The sequence below is a fragment of the Glaciimonas sp. PCH181 genome (assembly GCF_003056055.1).
Lineage (GTDB): Bacteria > Pseudomonadota > Gammaproteobacteria > Burkholderiales > Burkholderiaceae_D > Glaciimonas.
Genome location: NZ_PYFP01000001.1, coordinates 2,270,075 through 2,288,414 on the forward strand (window position 1 = coordinate 2,270,075; position 18,340 = coordinate 2,288,414).

General features: G+C 50.5%; 11 protein-coding genes. 1 reads left to right on the forward strand and 10 read right to left on the reverse strand.

Annotated elements, in window-relative coordinates; all coding sequences use genetic code 11:
* Positions 1-23 precede the first annotated feature (23 nt).
* Entirely contained in the window at positions 24-1,955 is a 1,932-nt protein-coding gene (gene pabB / locus C7W93_RS10410) for an aminodeoxychorismate synthase component I (RefSeq protein WP_108440601.1), read from the reverse strand.
* 251 nt (positions 1,956-2,206) lie between these two features.
* Here pabB and C7W93_RS10415 point away from each other — a divergent pair, with 251 nt between their 5' ends.
* Complete coding sequence (locus C7W93_RS10415; RefSeq protein ID WP_108439936.1) at positions 2,207-3,598, forward strand: MFS transporter; 1,392 nt, start codon at positions 2,207-2,209, stop codon at positions 3,596-3,598.
* Between the two features lie 27 nt (positions 3,599-3,625).
* Here the strand turns inward: C7W93_RS10415 and C7W93_RS10420 are convergent, their stop codons facing one another.
* The 9 genes from C7W93_RS10420 to C7W93_RS10460 form a co-directional block, all read right to left on the reverse strand.
* The gene (locus C7W93_RS10420; RefSeq protein ID WP_108439937.1) at positions 3,626-4,240 is read right to left on the reverse strand and encodes a DUF938 domain-containing protein; all 615 of its coding nucleotides are present in this window, start codon (positions 4,238-4,240) and stop codon (positions 3,626-3,628) included.
* A gap of 100 nt (positions 4,241-4,340) precedes the next feature.
* Positions 4,341-4,901: a TVP38/TMEM64 family protein gene (locus C7W93_RS10425; RefSeq protein WP_108439938.1), complete on the reverse strand. Its 561-nt coding sequence runs from the start codon at positions 4,899-4,901 to the stop codon at positions 4,341-4,343.
* A 142-nt stretch (positions 4,902-5,043) separates the two neighbouring features.
* Complete coding sequence (locus C7W93_RS10430; protein WP_108439939.1) at positions 5,044-5,568, reverse strand: M48 family metallopeptidase; 525 nt, start codon at positions 5,566-5,568, stop codon at positions 5,044-5,046.
* Positions 5,569-5,677: 109 nt separating this feature from the next.
* Entirely contained in the window at positions 5,678-9,763 is a 4,086-nt protein-coding gene (locus C7W93_RS10435; protein ID WP_225869802.1) for a translocation/assembly module TamB domain-containing protein, read from the reverse strand.
* Positions 9,764-9,825: 62 nt separating this feature from the next.
* Positions 9,826-11,616, reverse strand: coding sequence for an autotransporter assembly complex family protein (locus C7W93_RS10440; protein WP_370446420.1), 1,791 nt, complete (start codon positions 11,614-11,616; stop codon positions 9,826-9,828).
* A gap of 330 nt (positions 11,617-11,946) precedes the next feature.
* A complete protein-coding gene (fumC, locus tag C7W93_RS10445) occupies positions 11,947-13,338 on the reverse strand; it encodes a class II fumarate hydratase (protein ID WP_108439941.1) in 1,392 nt (463 codons plus the stop codon).
* A 124-nt stretch (positions 13,339-13,462) separates the two neighbouring features.
* Entirely contained in the window at positions 13,463-16,363 is a 2,901-nt protein-coding gene (locus C7W93_RS10450) for an EAL domain-containing protein (protein WP_108439942.1), read from the reverse strand.
* 186 nt (positions 16,364-16,549) lie between these two features.
* The gene (locus C7W93_RS10455; RefSeq protein WP_108439943.1) at positions 16,550-16,912 is read right to left on the reverse strand and encodes a DUF3579 domain-containing protein; all 363 of its coding nucleotides are present in this window, start codon (positions 16,910-16,912) and stop codon (positions 16,550-16,552) included.
* 388 nt (positions 16,913-17,300) lie between these two features.
* Complete coding sequence (locus C7W93_RS10460) at positions 17,301-18,257, reverse strand: CobD/CbiB family protein (RefSeq protein WP_108439944.1); 957 nt, start codon at positions 18,255-18,257, stop codon at positions 17,301-17,303.
* Positions 18,258-18,340: the final 83 nt, after the last annotated feature.

The following is an 18,340-nucleotide window of genomic DNA, read 5'->3' on the forward strand; positions in this document are numbered from 1 at the left end:
TTTAAAGGTAATTTCCGGCCAACTTACAAAGCAACTTCTGCCAGTAAAGCGCCGCGCAGAGCATTACAGACCATAATCTGCTCAGCAGCCAGAAGATCTTCTCGCGTCAGTTTTCGTTCTGAGGCGTTCCATTCGGGATCGCTAAGAATCACACTCCGCATCACCCCCGGCAGCACACCACAGGCCAACGGCGGCGTATACCAGCGCCCTGCCAGCTTGACAAATACGCTGCTTCGGCCACCTTCGGTCAACTCACCTGCCTGATTAAAAAACAGCATATCGAAAGCACCATTCTGCTCAGCGAATTTCCACGCCTGATCGTAGCGACTTCGTTGCGTAGTCTTGTGGCGCAGAAAAAGATCGCTTGCTTGCGTCGGCGCAGGGGCGATCAAAACCTTGACCGGCTGAGACAACGCCGCCAGCGGCGCACTAGTCAAAGAAATTGTGCCATCCGCGTCCAGACTCAGCCGCAGTCGGTAAGCGCCGCTATCGGAGAAGCTGGCGCAATGTTCCTTCAAACGCGCATCTATTTGCGTCGCATCAAATGCAAGGCCAAAATAGTCTGCTGATGATCGCAGCCTTGCCAAATGCAATGCCAGATGGCGACAACCCTCTTCTTTCGTCGCATAAATGGTTTCAAACAAGGAAAAATCCCCGCGCAGGCCGGTCAGGAATTGTGCTTTCAATGCGCATTCAACGAATTCATCCGCTGCAATACTGTCATAGACGATGCCGGCCCCCACGCCCATCTCTCCCCGTCGTACCTGCACACCATCGCTCGTTTCGGCCTCCAGCAGCAACGTCCGTATTGGTACGGAAAGACAAAAATCACCGATTGCACATTCCCCCACGGGTGCCTCAAACCAGCCGATCGCACCGGTATACAAACGTCTCGGCGCGGCTTCCAACTCTGCGATGATGTGCATCGTGCGCAACTTCGGCGCACCGGTAATCGAGCCGCAGGGGTATAGCGCCACCATCAATTCGGTCAGACTGACATCGCTGCGTAATTGCGCCTGCACGGTGGAAGTCATTTGCAACACCGTGTTAAAGCGGCTGACTTCAAATAGCTTTGGCACCTGCACCGATCCGGAACGCGCAACGCGACCCACGTCATTGCGTAACAGGTCAACAATCATTAAATTCTCTGCACGATTTTTAGGATCGGCGGCCAATGCCAGTGCAGTTTGCTGATTCAGCGCCGGGTCGCTGCTTGCGGCGGCTGTGCCTTTCATCGGTCGCGCAGTCAACACGCCCTGCTCATGACGGACGAACAATTCCGGCGACAACGATAAGACGGCACGATCGTCCGGCAGCACGATCAATGCCCCGTAAGGTACTGGCTGACGCTCTCGCAATCGGCGATACAGGGACAAAGGGCTGCCGTAGGCGTCGAAATGCAGTCGGTAAGTGTAATTCACCTGATAGGTATCACCAGCTTCGATATAAGCATGGATGCGGGCAATGGCAGCGTCAAATTCGGTGGCGGTAATGTTGGGGCGGATATTCGCAATTCCTGACACGGGCGCGGTCGCTGTACTGGTGGCCGTTTCGCTATGCTGATCAGGATACATTTCCGCATCGGCGCGCTGTTGCAACCAATCGTCGACCTCGGTTGGTGTCATTTTTTGACAATGCGCGAAAAGTAATACCTCCGCCAGAGGCTCGATAGCGCCCATCAATCCCGCCGAATCCAATGGCACGCTGTGCAACGCCGCGCCGAGTTCATAGCGCAATAGCGTGACAACCTGCAAACCATCTCGCAAAGCCTGCTGCATTTGATCCAGCAATTGCGGGAATTGCCCGGCGTCATGGCATTGCAGCGTCCGCTGATAGCCGGTATATAAACGCGAGTTGGCCCCGGTTTGCTCGACACTACGATCGTCAAATAAGGCAAAACATCTTGCATCGGCACCAAAAGTAGTAACGCCAGAATTGATCGATGGTGCAAGCATTGCGTCGGAATGAAGGCCAGAAGTCATAGCTGATGCGTTGTAAGGGGTTGCGGTCGTATTTTTTACTAAAATAGCATCCATAAAGGGCACTGCGCCCGGCATGCCTGCATAAATCGCTAAAAAATACGTAGAAGCGGGTATGCTAACCGATCGGCGAAGGAAGCGCCAAAGCGCTATACTAGTGCGCTTTAATATCCAGCTCTTTAGCACCGCTCCATGGTGCCTGGGCAGCTTGGCTCTCCCCTTCGCTCATGGCAATTTCTCGCGTTTTTCTTACTCCTTTGATTGTCGCCTGTGCTCTCTTTATGGAGAATATGGATGCGACCGTGATTGCGACCTCGTTACCGGCTATGGCGCTCGACATGGGCGAAAGTCCAATTGCGCTGAAACTGGCGATGACCTCTTATCTAGTCAGTCTGGCGGTGTTTATCCCGATTAGCGGCTGGATGGCAGATCGTTTTGGGGCACGCACCGTATTTCGAACTGCTATCGGCGTATTCATGTTCGGCTCTATCTTATGCGGCATGTCGCACACACTTGCTGAATTTGTGGCCGCTCGTTTTTTGCAGGGGATCGGTGGCGCGATGATGGTGCCGGTGGGCCGACTAGTAATTTTGCGAACGGTCTCAAAGGCGGATTTGGTGAAAGCGCTGAGCTATCTGACAATTCCTGCTTTGCTAGGGCCGGTGATCGGGCCACCGTTGGGCGGCTTCATCACCACTTATTTTCATTGGCGTTGGATATTTTTTATCAATATCCCGATCAGTATCGTCGGCATCTATCTTGCCAATCGTTACATTCAAAATTTGCGCGAAGAACAAACCGTGCCGCTAGACTGGATCGGCTTTTTGCTATCGGCAATTGGTTGCTCCTGCCTGATGTTTGGACTTGCCAGCGCAGGCCGCCATTTGGTCGATAGCGATATTTCGCTGATCTGTATCGCTATCGGTCTGACGTCGCTACTGGCGTATGTCTGGCACGCTTTCCATTGTGAGCACCCACTATTAAATCTGCGCCTGCTGTCGATTCCGACACTACGGATGAACATCTACGGCGGTTCACTGTTTCGGATTGGGATTGGCGCGCTACCGTTTTTGCTGCCGTTATTATTTCAGCTTGGATTCGGGATGTCGCCCTTCCAGTCCGGCTTGCTGACCTGTGTGTCGTCTATGGGAGCGATGTTTGTTAAAACCATCACGAGCGTGGTTTTAAAACGCTATGGTTTTCGCACTGTCCTCATTTACAACACGTTATTCGGTGCGGCGTCGATGGCGGCGTTCGGTGCGCTTGCCGCCGATACGCCGCACGTGCTGGTCGGCGCTTTGTTATTAATCGGGGGTTGTGTGCGTTCGATGCAGTTCACCAGTTTGAACGCCATTGCCTATGCCGATATTAGTCCGCACCAAATGAGTCAGGCCACCAGTTTAACCAGCGTAGCCCAACAACTCGCCATCGGTATGGGGGTTACGGTCGGCGGTTTCGTGCTGCAAATATCGAACCAGGTTCAAGGTCATGCCACTATCGTCAGCGCGGACTTTTGGCCGACATTCTTGATTATCGGGATTATCGCCATGGGCGCACTGCCATTTGCATTAAAATTGCGGCCGGATGCAGGGGAAGAAATGACCGGGCGGCGCAGTTAAGTTTAGTTAGATCAAGCGTTTAAAGCGTCAAACATGTTCCCATTCCAGCAGGCGGTTATTTGCTGGCATGGGATGATCTTCTCGCAATATCAGACGGTTCTCAGCAGCCAGCACGATTAATTCGGCCATATCGCGTATGCCCATATGCGCTGCGTATTCTTTCAAACTGGCATCGAAGGCGGCATTGCTGGTGCTGGTAAATTGTCCATCGACATTAAACGGTCCATAGGTCCAAAAGCGGCCGCCGGATGTTAGTACTCTCCCTACACCTAAAAACATATTTCTGACCTGCGGCCACGACATGATGTGGCAGGTATTGGCTGTAAACACTGCATCGTAGGTTGTGGCGATGGTTTGCGACCATGCTGGATCGGCCATATCTAATGTTAGCGGTGGTAAAACGTTTGCCAGTGCTGCATCTTCCTGCCAGGCAAGAATGCTGTCGTGATTGGCCGCGAGGTCACTGGTTTGCCAGATCAGATGTGGAAATTGCTGGGCGAAATAGACCGCATGTTGCCCGGTTCCGCTGCCAATTTCTAGTACACGTTGTGGGGTCGTTGCGGATGCTGTGAATTGGGTTGCCAGAACTGTGGCAATAGGGTGGCTATTGCGTTCGCAAGCGGTTGAAAATTGTTTGTTCATGGTTTAGGGATTCCAATTAATTGATCGCTATGGTCGCTGTGATCGCTGAGCGTGAATGCCGGATTCGTTTCTTTCCAACACTTAATCTAGATGCCGTCCGTCAATGGATGTGCAGCGCCTTGCCAATGTAGTCAAAGAATAGGCAATAGACCATGATTGGCAAGGGTAAACCTATCATTGTGCCAATTAAGTATTTGTGGAACTTTACGCCAGATAACGCCAGGGCGTAATTTAGGGCAGGGACGGTTTGAAATAATATTCTTAATAATGCGATGCTTTTGATTGGATGTGCATCGAGGCTGTGGAGTATTTTTAGTGCAGTGCGATTTTTTAGGCCGCGGATGGCGTCGCCGCCGATGAAGCGAATCGTGAGGAATGTGAAGATGCAGGAGATGGTTGCGGCTATATAGGTTGCTATGCCGCCCCAGGTTTTGCCTAGCGCCAGGACTGCCGCTGCCAGAAATATCCAGCCGGGTACTTGGATTAGGTTACCCATGCAGAATAGCAGGACGAATATTAATAGACCGTTGACTTTGTTGTCTACGATTTGCTGGCGTAGGAATTCCAGGTTGAAATGTTCTCTTAGACCGGAAAATTGGAATAGTGCTAGTAGGATTACCAGGAATAGGATGACTATTAATAATCGTTTTGTGTGGCGCATGAGGGCGTATTTTTAGTGATTTTTGGTGCGTTGATGAGGGACGGTTTGAAGGTAATTTAAACCGGTTGTGCTCCGTGTCGAGCCCGTAAGTAATTCTGTGTAACTGCCCGGCCGGTTGTGCTCCGTTTCAGCTCTCCCCGTATCAAACAACCTTATCGACAATCCCTCCCCCACTTTTAACCAACTCCCGATAAGTCAAAAACACCCTCAAATCAAACTCCAACTGATGATACTCCGGCAACATATACTCACAAAGCTTGTAAAATGCCTTGTTATGATCCTGCTCTTTAAGATGCGCCAACTCATGCACCACAATCATCTGCAAAAACTCTGGCGCCGCCTCTTTAAATAACGCTGCAACACGAATTTCCTTCTTAGCCTTCAACTTCCCACCCTGAATCCGGGAAATAGCGGTATGCAACCCCAAGGCTTTATGCGTCAAATCAAGCCGACTGTCGTACAGCACTTTATCGATATTAGGTGCATTTTTCAAATGCGCCTGCTTCAACCCCAACGTATAGCTATATAACGCTTTATCATTTTGAACCGCATGCTTCCCCGGATACCGTTTAAGCAAATATTCGCCCAAACGATTCTGTTCAATAAGCACGCGTATCTGGTCCTGCAATGACGACGGATAAGCCTGAAGATATTTGAGTAGAATCATAAAACTGCAAAGCTAATAGAAAAAATTAAATGCTGAGAACAATCAATAGACACCATTTCATAGGTCATCAATCAATGATTGATAAATGAATGAGTGATTTATAGCCATCTTATGGCGCTTTCTCCTCTGGCTGTGAAACCGGATTTTTCGGATTTTTATCCGTCCGGAACTGATCAAACCGTCGATTAAATAACACATCCAACCCACTAATAGTCCCGCCCCGCAATACCATCGACCAACGACGTGAAAACTGCCACGTTAGTTTCAATACGCTGGCCGCACCGGTCAGACTTTGCTCATAGCCCAGATTGATTTTCTCAGTAATCGCTTTGCCGATATTCACCACTTGGTCATTCACCAAACCGGATTCGCTCGAACCGATAGAAAACTCATCAAGCCCAACGCCCTGTGCAATTTTTTTACCACCGTAATTACCCAACAACGCCAACGCCTGACCTGCGGCTTGACGTTGGCCGAGCGCACTGCTATCGCTGCCGTGACCAAACATCAACCACGAAAGTTTTTCTTCATCGGACACATTCGGCTCAGATACCAGTTTGACCCGCGGTGATGAAGCATAGCCGCTGATCTCCGCGCCCGCCTCAACATCCTGATTGCGACGCATCGCCAGAATATTAATATTGGGATTATTGATCGGTCCTCTGAAGTTAATCAACCCGCGTTCAATAGCCAGCTTACGCCCGAATACTTCATACGTCCCATCAGTAACCCGAATAGTGCCACTAGCGCGCAGCGGTGAAAATGGCTCACTATGCACAGTCATGGTTCCACCCAAACGCAAATCTGCGCCGCTGCCACGGAAACGGAAATCGTTACCGAAATCGACGTCGATATTCATGATTGGCGTCATGCTGCCCGCAGGCTTTTCTGCCGTCCTGGTGAGTTTTGCTTTTTCTGACAAAAGCGTCGTAGACGACTTGCCGTTACTCCGCACAATCACCACATCATCACCGAGAGATGGAGCGGTATTCTTGGGCAAATCGAACAAGGCCTTATCGACTGTAAATTTTCCATCGACATGCAACTGGTCATTCACGTTGGCGACCTTGGCTTGGCCTGACAACATTAATTGCCGATCCGGGCTAGCAAAAAGTTGCAGACGATCAGCCACGACCGTAGCCGAAATATCAGGATTCGATTTACCCAACTGTAGCTGCCCGCTTGCGCGCAACGTGCCATCTCCGCCATGAAACTCAAGCTGCTTGAGCGCAATAACATTTTTTTCCAACGTAAGACGGGCGATACCATCGCGCAATTTTATGCCCTGATCGTATAGCGTCACGGCGAGCTTGTCGCCAGCAACTGCACCCGACAATGTTGGTTGCGCCAACGTGCCAGCCAGTTTCACATCCATCGCCAGGCTACCGTCCAAACCGACTTGCGGCCCAATCAGTCCACCGACTGTTTTCAATTGCGGAACGTTGGCTTTAATTGCCCCGGATAACGCAGCGTTATCATTCACGGTCAGCCCGTTTCCGAGTGCGATTAAGCCGACCTGCACTTGCGCGTTAGCAGTCCCGATGCGCGCTGCCGCTACCGCTGCATCCAGATTAACCTGCGTTCCCTGAAAGTCGGCCCGAACCCGCAGTTCGGACAAACCAAGCGCTGTATCGCCGCGCCCTGCATTCACACGCAGATCGCCACTACGACGGTTAACCTCAAAAAAGCCGGTGGCACGGTCTGTTAATCCGAAATCCCATCGGCTATCAAGAACCAAATCTGTTTTTAATGGCGGCGTATTTCCCGTAAATTCGTGAATCAGGTCCAGTACGCTATTCACTTTCAGTGCATTAATCGCACCCGCAGACTGGACGCGCCCATGGTCGAAACTCAGGTTTTTCAGCGCGATAACGGCATCGGCAATGGTCAGGCGCGTTGCCCCTAAAACGACCTTATCCGCCGCTGCGCTAATCGATAAGGGACCATCAAGCGCGATTCGTGGAATGCCCTGATTTTTCAGCTCACTTAAGGTACCCTGCCAGCCATAGCCGCTCGTACTTTCTATCAATTTTCCCTGCGCAGCAAGGGTCAGCGCCAAAGGCTTTTCACGCACCGTGCCTGTGCTTTCCAGCTTTAAGGCGTGGCTAGCGAAAGTACCGGAAAGGTTCGCGCTGACTTTATTCAGCACCACCTCAGGGCCGCGATAGCCGCGCGCTTCAACACTCAGTTGCAGCTTGTTGCCAGCAGCAGATAACTTGGCACTGAGATCGGTTTGAATATCGGCCTGGCCGGATAAATCGTCAACCTGATGCTGTCCAAATTGTAATTTCTCTGCCCGGTAACTCGCCTTGATGGCCGGCCGTTGCATGCTGCCCGTTACTTGTCCATCCAGATGCAATGCACCGGATAAGCCGAAGCCCAATCGCTGCAATTGTCCGGCGTCAATTTTGACATTGAGGCGGTCGCCGACGACACCAAAACTGCCGTTTAATTGCGCGTCGTTACCCGCCACCGACAAGTGTGCATCACTTGGCAACAAACGCTTTCCAGCCAAATTAATGGTGCCGTTGCCTGTCATCGGCAAGTTGTCATAAACGCTGTCGAGGACATTGAATTTCAGTTTTAGCTGGAGTGCTGGGGTTAACTTACCAGCAGCGTCGATATCCATATTGATGCGGGCGGAAACCGGCTTGGCGATTTTTTCTGCGCTGGTTTTTTTAGCTGATGTGCTTTTTGGCGCAGTAGTTTTTATCCATAAAGCAGGATCAACATCACGTAATTTACCCTTTACTACAAAGGGAGCTTCGCCATCACGCGCCATGCTTGCAGTGGCATCCAGCAATGCAGGACCGGCGGTTAATTGCGCCAGACGCACATCGACTTTCTTCGGATCAATCACCGCGTCGATCTTGGCCGAGATATTTTTATCAGCCAGTTTCAATGAGATTTCTTGCGTATCCGGCGTTAGAGCGAGATTGATCGGTCCTTGCAACTGGGTCGGTTGTAATTGCCCATGCAAGGCATGCAAATCAAGCCGTTCAACATTGAGGTTAAATTTGCCAGTATTTTTCTCTTCCCCGTCGCTATGATACTCACCGGTTCCACTAATGCTGGCGTTATCCACTAGCTTGATCTGCAAACCGGATAACTGTTGATGTTTTGAATCGAGACGCAGCTCAGCTTGCGCAGAAATCAATGGCAAACGATCTTTATCAATGGCACCGGGCGACGCATTATTGATGCGCAGTGGGCCGCTTACGGCCAGCGTTTCTAACGCGATATTTTTCTCAGCCGATGAAACTGGCACAGGCACCAAATCGGCTTGAATATTCAAGTCAGCGAAAGGCGCACCAGCGCTGAAGAGTTTGGGATTAACATTGCTGGCGCTGAGCTGTATCCGCTGAAACGGGATCGTTGCAAAAGGTGTCGCTGCGATGTTTGCAGTGGCGCGTAATTTATCGCCATTGCCATGCACTTCGAGATTCAGTGCCGATAATGTGCCAGATACATTGGCATCGATTTGATATTTTTCCTGTTCGTAAGCACCCTGCAATTGCGCGCCGCCCTGAAGGGTAAACGGTGCCTCTCCCTGCAGATGCAGCGTGGCGTTAACATTGCCGAATGCGGTATCCAATCCCTCTATCACCAACGTGTGTTGGACTCGGTCAGATTGTCCATGCAGAGATAAATTGCGCAACTCGGTCGGTTTCCCCACTGCGGGTATTCCTTGCTGCAAAGAGAATTTGTCGAGTGTAATATTTTCCAGCGACAATGCCAGCGGCGAGGTTAAACGGGTTGGCAACGTCATCGGTGTAGACGGCTTTGGCTGCATCCGCGCTTCGACTGTGCCGATATGTAAATGACTTACGCTGAATTTCAGCGGCGACAGCGTCAGTTGCCAGCGTCCATCAATTTTATCGATAGCAAACTGCTGCGTAGCATCTTGATACACAACATTTTTCAAGCGCACACCTTCTGCCAGGGTCCCGCCTATCAGTTCTCCGCTGAGATGTTTTTGCGATAACCAAGTTGCCGTTGTCCAGATTGCTTTCGTCCCGGACTCGGAACGCACGCCTATTAATACCGCGACGATTGCCAGCACGATCACTAACATCAGCATTAACAAGCCAGCCAATATTCTGCGAACAAATGGCGACTTGTTTTTAGGACGCGCCTTCTTGGGAGAAGGCGTCGGATCCGGTTGCTGGGATGTTGGTGCGATTGCTTTGGTCATGCGCTATATCTTGTGGTGATATTAAAGGTGGGAGCTATACAAAATATTCTCGTCAGCAATGATCAAAAAGCGATGCCTAACGAAATATGGGGCCGGATACGTTTGTCTTGCACGCCATACGCCAAATCAACATCGACCGGACCAACCGGGCTGCGCCAGCGTGCGCCGAAACCGGTACCGACCTTGATTTCTTTATCGGCCCAGCTATTGGTCGCTGCCCCGATATCGTAGAACACGGCCGCGCCCCAGGTGTGATTAAACCAGTGTTGATACTCGGCGCTGGCCGTCACCAGATATTTAGTCGGATAGACGGTGCCGTTTTGCGTATTACCGATTCCTTGATAGCTATAGCCACGTACCGATTCATTTCCACCGGCACGGAATAACAGCGATGCAGGGACTTCGGCACTGGCGCCTTTGGTAAATACCGCACCGCCCTCTACGCGAAATATCATGATGTCGCGTTTCGCTGCGGGAACATATTGTTTGTAACGCAAGTAGGCGCGAAAAAAACTCTGATCGGTCAATACGCCTTTTAAAGCAACCCCGGTTTGTACTGAAAATATATGGCCTTCTGTAGGGAAAATCTGGTCATCGACGTCGCGTCGGGTCCAGCTAAATCCGGGCACCACGGCTTGATGCTGGCCCGGCAAAATGACCGTATTAGAAGGTAATACTGCACCATCGGTTTGCTGTAGTGAATCACGATAATAATCGAGCGTCAGTGTAGTATCGTAATTTTCCAACGTACGTGAGCGCTTCAATCCAATCCGTTGGCTGCGCAAATCTACGCCCTCTAAGGTAGTCCGGTCATACGACGTATTAATACCGTTGACGAAACCACGTTGATCCGGCGGCATATCTAGCTCAAGCAATCCGTACTGCCGCCGTTGCTCAATCTTGGCCTGACTATCAAATACCCACGCCTTTCCAAATACGTTGTAATTCGAATAGCGCCCCTGCACCTGCGCACCGGTATCCGTGCCATAGCCGACCCCGGCACGCACGCGTTGCGTCGGAAATTCTGTGACTTGCACCTTCACTGGCGTCAACGTCGGATGCGCAGGATCATCGTCTATCCCAACAATCACATTCCCGAAATAGCCGGTACTTTGTATTTGACGCTGCAAATAAAGCAGGCGATCGAGGTCGTAATTTTCGCCAACATTCAGCGGATTGATATTCTGGATGATGCTTTGCGGATAGCGCTTCGTGCCACTGATTTCTACCGGACCCAAGGTGAATGACGGGCCGCTATCGTACTCAACCGATAACTGCGCCTGGTTATTATCAGGTTCGATTCTGGCTTCGGAATGGACAATCTTGGCGGATGGAAAACCCTTGTATTGCAGAAGTTGCAAACTATGCTCTTTAGCGGCGTCCCAGTCGCTTTGACGAAATGGCTCACCGACAGCCAAGCGCCAGTTACGCTGTATCCGCCCAATCCGTTCGGGCACCTCGCTCACGACTTTACCGGTCACGTCAATCGTTGCCTGCGACACCATCGTGCGCTGGTGCGCATCAACTTTCAGATGGATGACTTTGACTTTTCCCTCATCTACGGTCACCTTGGTCGTTGGCAAAAAATAACCTTCAGTCGAGGCAAGTTGAGCGACTTGATCGTTAACGGTATCGAGCATGAATTTCAATTGATCGTCGCTAAGATCATCGCGATCTTTATAGCGGACCAGATCGAGATGTTCTTTTAGCAGAGCGCTGATTGCTTTCGGTGCTTCAATGTCGACTTTATAGGTGGCGAAAGCATCGGTAGTTTGCACAGCAAACAGGCCACAAACAATGCCGTAGATTGGGTAGATCAACCACATTGCAGGCTTGCGTGGAGTTGGCGTCATACTTAATAGCCCTGAACGGAAGGTCTGATCGATGCGCTATCGACCCAAGGATTGAGGGATAAAAAGGCTAGAAACATAGATTTTCGAGATTAGGCTAAAAATAAGCTAAAAAAGCAGGCTGCGAGGACGGCTCTCAAACTTGCTAGCTGAATGACCAGGAAAATTTGCAGAATTGCCAAAGCACTAACGGTGAAGTGCACCATTATAAGGAAAGCTTGGAGCGAGGCAGCGTGAAATCCGGAAAATTTCACCTTATTTCACGTTGCCTGCGGATAACTCACGCAAGATGTCGGTTACAAATATCTTGCTGAAGTAATTATGCGGCGCCTTTTATTCCGGATATGTCATTTTAGAAGGCTGCACCCATTCCGCGAATTCCTGCTCGGTGACGTATCCCAGCGCTAATGCCGCTTCCTTCAAAGTAGTGCCATCGTGATGCGCATGCTTGGCGATTTTTGCCGCCTTGTCATAGCCAATGTGCGGGGCCAGAGCAGTCACCAGCATCAACGAGCGCGCCATTAATTCGGCAATCCGATCTTCATTAGCGCTGATGCCGCTGGCGCAATGATGATCAAAACTCGCCATGCCATCTGCTAAAAGACGCACACTTTGCAAGAAGTTATGCGCAATCAGCGGTTTAAACACATTCAGCTCAAAGTTGCCGGAAGCACCGCCGAAATTAATCGCAACATCATTGCCGAATACCTGACAACAAAGCATCGTCAACGCTTCGCACTGGGTCGGATTGACTTTGCCGGGCATGATCGAACTGCCGGGTTCATTCTCTGGAATACTGATTTCACCTAAGCCAGAGCGCGGTCCCGAGGCCATCCAACGGACGTCATTGGCGATTTTCATCAGCGCTGCGGCCAGGGTTTTTAAGGCGCCGTGTGCAGAGACGAAAGCGTCGTGCGCAGCGAGGGCCGCGAATTTATTCTCGGCGGTAGAAAACGGTACGTCGAGCGCTTTACTCAAAACTGCGGCCACACGTGCGCCGAATTCAGGATGCGCGTTCATCCCAGTGCCGACGGCTGTGCCGCCAGCGGCGAGCGCGTATAAGCCATCTAACGAAGCGACGATCGTGCGCTCTGCAAAATCGAGTTGCGCAACATAGCCCGAAAATTCCTGACCGAGTGTCAATGGCGTTGCATCTTGCAAATGGGTACGACCGATTTTGACGATGTCATTGAACGCTAACGATTTTTCCTGCAATGTCGCGCGCAAACTTTTCAGCGCAGGCAACAGCGCTTCGCTAATACCCATGACGGCGGCGACATGCATCGCTGTCGGAAAAATATCGTTGGACGATTGACTCAAATTAACCGCGTCGTTTGGATGCACCAAACGGGCTTCGCCGCGTTCGCCGCCGAGCAATTCGGAAGCGCGATTAGCCAGCACTTCGTTCATGTTCATGTTGCTTTGCGTACCGGATCCGGTCTGCCAGATCGCTAATGGAAACTCATCCGGGTGCTTGCCGAGAATGACTTCTTCTGCTGCGCGCACGATAGCGTCTGCCTTAGGCGCTGGCAATTTTCCGAGATCCAGATTAACGCGGGCGCAGGCTTGTTTGACATAGGCTAGCGCCCTGATCAATTCGGTTGGCATGCGTTCAGTGGAAATATGAAAATGGGCGAGAGAGCGCTGCGTTTGCGCGCCCCAAAGTTTTTCTGATGGCACCTCAATATTGCCAAAGGTATCGCGCTCTGTTCTGGTGGTGGTCATCTGAAACTCCAAAAAAAAGTAAAAATAAGTCGTTTGGTTTTTGTTGACGTTACTAAGCATAACTTCGGGATATCAGCACCATTATGCTTAAAAACAAGTGAATGAGAGGCGCTGCAACTTGCCACTAAGCAATTGACGATAACGATTTACCTTCTCGCAGCATCGTTTCAAAGGCTTCGCCAGTGATGCCGGGACTGAAATAATACCCCTGGACTTCATCACAGTGGTGAAGCTGCAAGTAAGACAGTTGTTCGCGGGTTTCAACGCCCTCGGCAATGACTTGCAGGCGTAGGTTATGCGCTAATGAGATGATCGATGCGACGATCGCCGCATCGTCCTGATCGCGGGTGATATCACGGACAAACGACTGATCGATCTTGAGGGCATCGATGGGGAAACGCTTTAGATAGGCGAGACTCGAATAGCCGGTCCCAAAATCGTCAATCGATAATTTGACGCCGACCAATTTCAAATGCTGAAGGATGCTGACCGCTAACTGGACGTCGGTCATGACCAGACTTTCAGTTAACTCAAGCTCCAGATAACGCGGTGCCAGACCGGTTTCATCTAACATCTTGGCCACCGACTCAACCAGATTGTGTTGATAAAACTGACGAACCGATAAGTTGACCGATATCCGTAAATATCCCAGTCCCTGACTTTGTAAAGCTTTGGTGTATTCGCAAGCTGTGCGCAAAACCCAGGCACCAATCTGTACGATGAGGCCGGTCTCCTCCGCCAGATCGATAAATCGTGCAGGAGATACCAGCCCCAGCGTCGGATGCACCCAGCGAATCAACGCTTCCATACCGATAATCTGGCCGGTACGCAAATCGATCTGAGGCTGGTAATGCAAGATGAATTCGTTGCGATCCAACGCGCTGCGCAAATCGCCTTCAATGCGCAACCTTTCCAGCGCACGCTCATTCATTTTGGCGGTGTAGAACTGATAGTTGTTATTACCCAGTTCCTTGGCGCGATACATGGCGATATCGGCATGTTTCAACAGAATTTCTGCTTCCTGACCGTCATTCGGATACACCGCAACGCCGACGCTGCAAGTCAGGAAGAAATTTTTTCCTTCAATTTCCAACGGCCGTTCTATCGCTTCCATCATCCGCTGTATCAGCTTAACGCTTAGGCCATGGGCGCCATCGTCACCTTCCGGCAAAATCAAGACAAACTCATCGCTGCCAAGGCGCGCAATGGTATCGCCTTCACGCGTGAATGTTTTAAGCAGCGTGGCGACTTTCTTCAGGACTTTATCGCCAGCGTTATGGCCTAAGGTGTCATTAACGAATTTAAAACGATCCAGATCGACAAACAATACCCAGACCTGATAGTTGTAACGTGCGCCGTAGGCGATCGCCTGACTCAGCCGATCACTCAGGACGTTACGATTGACCAGACCGGTCAGAGGATCGTACTGGGCCTGATGCTCCAGTTCCGCCTCATAGCGCTTCATCTCCGTGATGTCATACAAAGCGACGACAAAATGGCTGACGTTATCGGCGTCATCTTTGACTGGCGCGACGTACATGTCATTCCAGAACAGTGTGCCGTCTTTATGATAACTACGAAATATTGCATTGGCGCTGCGGTGCTCTTTGAGCGCCGAGCGAATTTCCTGAATCCCTGCCTGATCGCTGTCAGTGCGATGCAGCATCGAGATATTGCGGCCAATAACTTCATCGCCCACGTAACCGGTAATGCGCTCAAATGCTGGATTGACATACTCGACCGGCTGATCCGGTAGCGTCGCGCTGATGATGATAATGGCGTGTGCGCTGGCCTCAATAGCACGCTCACATAATTGCAGAGCGAGCTCTGCACGTTTTCGGGCCACGTTATCTTCTTTCATCAATTCGTTCGCCCGTTGTACTTGCTGCATGCGTACCGCAATCAATCGTTGAATGCGCAATGACCGCCTCGTCACAACGTACATGTACGAAGCCCCGAATAAGCTTAATAGACTGCCCGCGATCAGCACTAGCAATGATCCGAGGTGATCCCTCACCACATTAACCTGTGGCGTGATGGCGATCATATACCATGGCTTTCCGGCAATGTCGAAACGGTGCGCAATAGACGCTGACTGATCCTGAAAAAGCCACGCTGATAACATGCTGCCCGACTTGCCAGAGATAGCCGCACCATCTTGGTTCACGCTGCGATAAACCAAACGCGAGGGATCTGGGGTTGCACTGGCGTAGACATTTAAGACTACCTTGCCTTCTGATCCATCGTTATCCTCTTTGGCCAGCATCTTTCCAACTACCTCCTCGACACGCAGAACTACACTGGCGTATCCCGTGACGGCTAATCGTCTGTCCACCACCGAGTTGAGGATCGCCGCGCGTTGATAAATCGGCATCAGAATAGCAAGCCCCCATTTATATGCCCTTGGTTGCGCAAGACTATAAACGTTGGTGGCTGAGGGCAGACCGGTATCGCGAGCGCGTTCAATGGCCTCTATCTGTGCAGGATTATTGGCCATATTAAGACCGAATGCCGCTTCGTTGCCCGACATCGGCTCGATGTAGTCAACTACACGATAGGGAGTATTGCCGGAATTGAATGCGGCGGATGCGCTGGATATGCTAGCCAAACCGGGTTCTGCATCGGTACCGGTCATTTCGCGGATAAAGAAATCGGGAAACTGCTTGCGCATTTCAACTTCGTAAGCCACGCGTTGAGATGGCGAAATCAAACGCTGAAAACTAAGTGCCTGAATATACGACGAGCGCGTTAATAACGGTGCGGCAAAGTCATGGAATTGCGTGCGGCTGACACTATCAACGACGGCAAATAGCTGTGCCACTGTGCGAAGTTTGTATACCACCCCTTCAAAACCCTGCTTCACGGCACGCAAATGATTGTTCGCGCTCTGACTAAAGTCAGACTGCATTTTTTGACGTTCGAGATAGCGCACGCCGACGAATCCAGCGAGCGTAATAGCAAGGCCGAGTACCAGTCCTGATACGGCAGCAAAGGGAAAAAAGAATGGCCTGCCACTTCGAAACATTTCCACTCCATAGCGCACAATTGAGAAATAGTACACGGACTTTGGTCTGGAAACGTCGTATCGCTATTTCTTTTTCGCTAAGCTACAGGAATATTTTTTTGTGGATTCTGCGGGAAGATCGGATGATGGCGATTAAGCCGATGTGTGGACAGATATCAAACCGGTTGAACCGCGACTAGCCTTAGTTCAAGGGGTTTTCGGCAGCTCTATAACGGATTGATCAACTTCGGGCAGCAAGCATGCGTGCACTATTTGCAAATCATTATCTTTGGCAAAATTAACGACAAAATGATAGGCCAAAGGCTCAATCTCGCGTAAATCTTCATTTACCACGACCGAACGGACGCCATTCAATAAGGCAGGCCGGACATAGGGAGAATATTGCAAATGTGCGTTCCGTCCGCCACTTCCTTCGGGACGAAAACATGACATCGCGCCACACAATCGCTCCGCCCAGTCACTGGGGCGAAACTGTCTTCCATCGGAAGTGATTCCCTGAATAAAAAATTCACGGGCAGGCGCGTTAGAGGGTTCAGTAATATCGGCCATGCGGACAGCTCATTTCTTCTTTGTTCTTACAATATAGAATCTACGTAGATCGTTCTGACAACGCATTTGCAGCATGCCGACCAGGAAATACAAGTGACAGGAGTCACCGTGGCAGCCGCAATCGCTGGAAAAAATAAAGGCCGCTGAAGCAGCTTTACGTAAATTCTACAAACATATGCTCAGCATCCTCGTGAGATGAGAGCCAGGGTTTTATGTAATTGGAGGCGATTAGATCAATCCTGGTTGTTCCCCGCTGCGATTAATCAGTCATTTGACCATTTAATTAAGCAGACAATTTATCCAATCCCCGATTACGGGACTAATTCTTGCATATTATATCTTATAGAAGACTAACAAATAAGCAGAGAAATAATGCTGGGGAGATGATTTACCCCAACCAGACCGCCACCGAGATAAGCAACAATAAAAACATCCATAGCAATAACGCACGCCAGACCAGACCAACCGTACTTTGCAACGCGCGCGGCGTAGGTGCATCGCCTGGCGGGCTATCGGTTTCAACGCCGGTTGAATCAACAATTGCAGCATCAATGGGGAGAAAAGCACTGGCATTTTCATCTGGCGTTCCTAGCAGCACGCCCATTGCACCACCACCGGAGGAAAGAATGATGCCATCGGTTTCATTTTTCCAACGATCGGCAAAGTTACGCCACGCAAAAATCGCGTCTTCAAAATTACCAACGACGGCAAAAGCAGCGGCAGTCAGTCTTGCAGGAATCCAGTCGATCCAATAAAAAGCCTGCGCCGCGAAGCTACCAAACTCTTCATTTTTCATGTGATCCGGCTCATTCCAGGCGCGTGCCAAGTACTCAGCAATCCGATACATCACTGCGCAAGCAGGGCCTAATGGCATCAAAAACCAGAAAAATACGCCGAACACGTTTCGATGCGTGGTAATTAACGCCTTTTCGACCGCAATACGAGAAATTTCACCAACTTCCATATCGGTTGTATCTTGCTTGGTCCACTCCGCCAATAAACTACGCGCCGTAGCATCGTCGCCGGTATTTAGTGCTAGTTGGATAGAGGTGAAATAATGGCTGTAATGCCGGAATCCTAACGTCAAATAAACAATGACGACGTTCCAGATAAGTGCCGCCCATGCACCGATGTGCATGCATAGCCAATAAATTAGCGCGGTGGGGACCATCAAAGCCAGCATCATGCAAAACCAGCCAAGACGACCATGACGTGCTTGACCGGCATTGAACCAGACTTCCATCCTTAATGCAAAATGCTTGACCCAGGTATACACCGGATTATCCGCACGAAGCGGCTTGAGTTGTTCTATTAGCAATGCAAACAGAATAGAGAGAAAAGTCATCAACCAGCCTTAGAAGTCAGCAAATCCTGTTTTATATAGAAACAAAGCGATAGACCATACGATAACGCAGGCTAGGGGCAGAA